Origin of the sequence: Streptomyces calidiresistens, assembly GCF_014141525.1 — a bacterium.
GTDB lineage: Bacteria > Actinomycetota > Actinomycetes > Streptomycetales > Streptomycetaceae > Streptomyces > Streptomyces calidiresistens.
This window is the reverse complement of record NZ_VKHS01000509.1, coordinates 1-4,129: the sequence shown is the minus strand read 5'-3', so window position 1 is coordinate 4,129 and position 4,129 is coordinate 1. Positions and strand designations below refer to the sequence as shown.

The window sequence follows — 4,129 nt, the reverse complement described above, 5'->3', positions numbered from 1 at the left end:
CGCCCCGACCGCACCCCGTCCGACCCCCCGGCGGCCGATCCCGGCGGCGCCCCGGGGGACGACGCGGCCGGCGGCACGCCCGGGGAACGCGACGTCCGCCTGTTGCACGCCCTGCGCACCGGAACCGGCCGGCGACTGCTGGAGGCCGTCCGCGACCACGCCCCCGGCGAGGAACTGGCCCTCGCCACCCGCCTGCGCCGCGACCACCCCGCCGACCTCGTCGCCGCCGCCCTCACCATGGCCCGCCTGCGCGTCCGGGCCCGCGCGAAGTTCGGCCCCGAGGCCGACACCATGTGGTTCACCGCCGACGGCGTCGAACAGGCCACCCGCGCCCCCGTCGCCGCCCACCGGGCCCGACGCCTCGTCGCCGCCGGCGCCGAGCGGGTCGTCGACCTGTGCTGCGGCAACGGCGGCGACGCCCTGGCCCTCGCCCGGGCCGGCCTGGAGGTGGTCGCCGTGGACCGCTCCCCGTGGGCCTGCGCGGTGGCGGAGGCCAACGCCGCGGAACTGGGCCTCGCCGACCGGATCCGGGTGGTGCGGGGGGATGTCACCGACCCGTCGGTGATCGGGGACGCCGGCGCCCCGGGGACGGCCGTGTTCATCGATCCGGCCCGACGCGACGGCCGCGGTCGCACCTTCGACCCCGAGGCGTACTCCCCGCCCCTGTCCCGGGCCCTCGACATCGCCCGACGGGCCCCCCTCGCCGCCGTGAAGGTGGCCCCCGGCATCCCGCACGAGGCGCTGCCGCCGGACGCCGAGACCGAGTGGGTCTCGGACGGCGGCGAGGTCAAGGAGGCCGTGCTGTGGTTCGGCACCGGCGCGCCGCACCCGCGCCGGGCCACCCTCCTGCCCGGTGGACACGGCGTCACGGGGGACGGCTCGCCCGCCCCCGACCCCCGTTCGGACGGCGCGCACGGCGTCGTGGACCGGTACCTGTACGAGCCGGACGGCGCCGTCATCCGGGCCGGGTTGGTCGGGGCGGTCGCCCGGATCATCGGCGCCCGCCTCATCGACCCCCGGATCGCCTACCTGACCTCGGACACCGCCGTCCGCACCCCGTGGGCCGCGGCGTGGGAGATCACCGACGTGCTGCCGTTCAACCTCAAGCGACTGCGCGCGCTGCTGCGGGACCGGGAGGTGGGCACGCTCACGATCAAGAAGCGCGGTTTCGCCATGACCCCCGAGGAGTTGCGTCGCCGGCTGGCACCGCGCGGGCCGAACGCCTGCACCCTGGTGGTGACCCGGCTCGGCGACCGTCCCCTGGTCCTGGTGGCCCGGCCGCCGGTGGAACCGGGTGGGCCGGACGGGGCGTCATCCCCGGTGTGAGAGGGCGGCGTTCCGCCGCCCCGGCCGGCACGGGGGTTCCGGGCACGCGGACGGCCGGGCGAACCCGACCCACCCGGAACGGGCACGGAGGGACTCGCATGACCGGGCGGTCGGGAACGCGCACCACCGGGGGCGACGGTCGGACCGGCTCCCCGCCGCGGAAGACGCGCGCGCAACGGTTCCGGGAGGATGTCGGCTTCGCCGCGCTCCTCACCCTCTTCTTCGGCGTACCCGGCGTGTTGGCCATGTGGACCTGGCATCCGTTGCTCATCTTCCCCGCCGTGCTCCTGATCCAGTGGGTCGCGAGGTGGTTGGGCCCGTTGTTGCGCGGGCGGCGGGGGTTGGCACGGGTGTCCGTCGCGGTCGCCTGGTTGCTCGGCCTGGTGCTCTCCGGAGCGGTGGTCGCCTTCGGGGTGAACCTCCTGCTCGACATCGACCCGGGGTGCGTTCCCTCCGAAACCGTGCGGTGCAACCTCGTGATCGACGGACGGGTCGTCGGGGAGGCCGACGCCTCTCACGCGCAGGGCGTGCGCGTGCAGCAGGTCCTGATCTCGGTCTCCATCATCCTGCTGGGCGCCGTCCCGTTCCTGGCCCTGCTCCGGGTGGGTTACCGCGCCCTGCGCTCCCGCGCCCGGTGAAGGACGGGCGGAGTGGGCGCCGGGACCGGTCGTCCGGCGCCTCCTCCGCGGCGGGCCGGGGGCGCCGGCCTCCCGGAGGTCCCGCCCGTCAGGGGGCGGGGTGCCCGTCGACGCGCGTGAAGCGCCAACGGTGCACCGGGCGCGCCAACAGGTCCTCGTCGGGCGAGGGGAGCTCCGGGGGCCCGCCCTCCGGCGACGTGTCCCACCAGGTGATGACGAGGACCCGGTCGCCCGGCGCGACGAAGGTCTCCCGACGGCTCGGGGACGGGTCCAGACGTTGGGACCGCGCCCAGGCGAGCAGTTCCCCCGCCCGGCCGGGCACCGCCCTCGCCTCCCACATCAGGGTCGGTGTGCCGCTCGCCGGCGTGTCCGGCTCCCCCTCGGCGGCCCCCGGCGGGCGCGCGTCGGTCGGGTCGCTCATGCGCCCGCCCCTCCCCCGGTCTCCTCGTAGAGGTTCCGCCGGCTCGTCTCGTGCACGTGGTCGTGTCCCCGGGGGTGCCCGTGCCCGCCGGGTTCGTCGGCGGGGATCGACGGCTCGGTGACCGGCAGCGAGGAGTCCGCCGGCAGGTCCCACCCGGAGGGCGCGCGACCGCGCGTCATCATCTCCGCGCCCAGCGCCGCCACCATCGCGCCGTTGTCCGTGCACAGCCCCGGACGCGGCACCCGCAGGGTGATGCCGGCCGCCGCGCAGCGCTCCTCGGCCATCGCCCGCAGCCGCGAGTTGGCCGCCACCCCGCCACCGATCATCAGGTGGTCCACGCCCTCGTCCCGGCAGGCGCGGATCGCCTTGCGGGTCAGCACGTCGGTCACCGCCTCCTGGAAGGAGGCCGCGACATCGGCGATCGGCACCTCCTCGCCGGCCGCCCGGCGGGCCTCCACCCAGCGGGCCACGGCGGTCTTCAGCCCCGAGAAGGAGAAGTCGTAGGGCGCGTCCCTCGGGCCGGTGAGACCGCGCGGGAAGGCGATGGCGTCCGGGTCGCCCTCGCGGGCGAGGCGGTCGATGACCGGCCCACCGGGGAAGCCCAGGTGCAACAGGCGGGCGATCTTGTCGAACGCCTCGCCCGCCGCGTCGTCGATGGTGGCGCCCAGGGGCCGTACGTCGGTGGTGATGTCGGGGGCCAGCAGCAGGGAGGAGTGCCCGCCGGAGACGAGCAGCGCCATCGTCGGCTCCGGCAGCGGGCCGTGCTCCAGCTGGTCGACACAGATGTGCGAGGCCAGGTGGTTGACGCCGTAGACCGGCTTGCCGAGCGCGGCGGCGTACGCCTTGGCCGCCGAGACGCCGACCAGCAGCGCACCGGCCAGTCCGGGCCCGGCGGTGACCGCCACCCCGTCCAGGTCGGCCGGGGCGACGCCGGCGCGTTCCAGGGCGCGCTCGATGGTGGGGACGATCGCCTCCAGGTGCGCCCGGCTGGCGATCTCGGGCACGACGCCGCCGAAGCGGGCGTGCTCGTCGACGCTGGAGGCCACGGAGTCGGCGAGCAGCGTGTGCCCGCGCACGACACCGACTCCGGTCTCGTCGCAGGAGGTCTCGATGCCGAGGACGAGGGGTTCGTCAGCCATGGTCGGTCATGCTTCCCGATCGGTGGGTACGGAGGGGGCCGGCGTCCCGCCGGCGTCGGGGGCGCGCGGGCCGGGTGGCGGGGGCAGCGGCCTGGTGTGGTCGCGGCGCATCACCAGGGCGTCGTGGTTGCCCGGCTGGTAGTAGCCGCGCCGCAGGCCCATCGGTTCGAAGCCGTGCCGCTCGTACAGCCGGCGGGCGCGGTGGTTGTCGGTGCGCACCTCCAGGAAGACCTCCCGGCAGCCGAGGTCGGCGGCAGCGGTCAGCAGGTCGCGCAGCAGGAGGGTGCCCAGGCCCGCGGCCTGCCGGCGGGGGGCGACGGCGACGGTCTGCACGTCGGCGCTCTCCCCGGCGAAGGCCAGACCCGTCCAGCCGGCGATCGAGCCGTCGGGGGCCTCGGCCACGGTGTAGCGGCGCATCGGCGCGGGGCCGCCGCAGCCGGCCAGTTCGGACCAGAACATGCCGGGGGTCCAGGCGTCCTCCGGGAACAGTTCGCGTTCCAGGGCCAGCACGGGATCGACGTCCCACCAGCGCATCGGGCGCAGCCGGACACCGGCGGGCGCGGTCACCGCCGGTCCCCGGCCCCGGCGGAGGGGGCGGGTGCGGT

5 protein-coding genes are annotated in these 4,129 nt (G+C 76.5%); 2 read left to right on the top strand and 3 right to left on the bottom strand.

The genetic code is table 11. The features are described 5' to 3' along the window. Window positions 1-1,326: class I SAM-dependent methyltransferase (locus tag FOE67_RS18610; protein WP_438874252.1), on the top strand; the 1,326-nt coding region annotated here is incomplete at its 5' end. Window positions 1,327-1,424: 98 nt separating this feature from the next. Then, a complete protein-coding gene (locus FOE67_RS18605; protein ID WP_182665763.1) occupies window positions 1,425-1,964 on the top strand; it encodes a hypothetical protein in 540 nt (179 codons plus the stop codon). 88 nt (window positions 1,965-2,052) lie between these two features. Here the strand turns inward: FOE67_RS18605 and FOE67_RS18600 are convergent, their stop codons facing one another. The 3 genes from FOE67_RS18600 to rimI all read right to left on the bottom strand — a co-directional run bounded on the left by FOE67_RS18600 (window position 2,053) and on the right by rimI (window position 4,091). Continuing rightward, window positions 2,053-2,304, bottom strand: coding sequence for a hypothetical protein (locus tag FOE67_RS18600; protein ID WP_182665768.1), 252 nt, complete (start codon window positions 2,302-2,304; stop codon window positions 2,053-2,055). 77 nt (window positions 2,305-2,381) lie between these two features. Next, window positions 2,382-3,524, bottom strand: coding sequence for a tRNA (adenosine(37)-N6)-threonylcarbamoyltransferase complex transferase subunit TsaD (tsaD, locus tag FOE67_RS18595; protein WP_182665761.1), 1,143 nt, complete (start codon window positions 3,522-3,524; stop codon window positions 2,382-2,384). A 6-nt stretch (window positions 3,525-3,530) separates the two neighbouring features. Beyond that, on the bottom strand, window positions 3,531-4,091 hold the full coding sequence (rimI, locus tag FOE67_RS18590) for a ribosomal protein S18-alanine N-acetyltransferase (RefSeq protein ID WP_438874253.1): 561 nt from the start codon (window positions 4,089-4,091) through the stop codon (window positions 3,531-3,533). Window positions 4,092-4,129 lie beyond the last annotated feature (38 nt).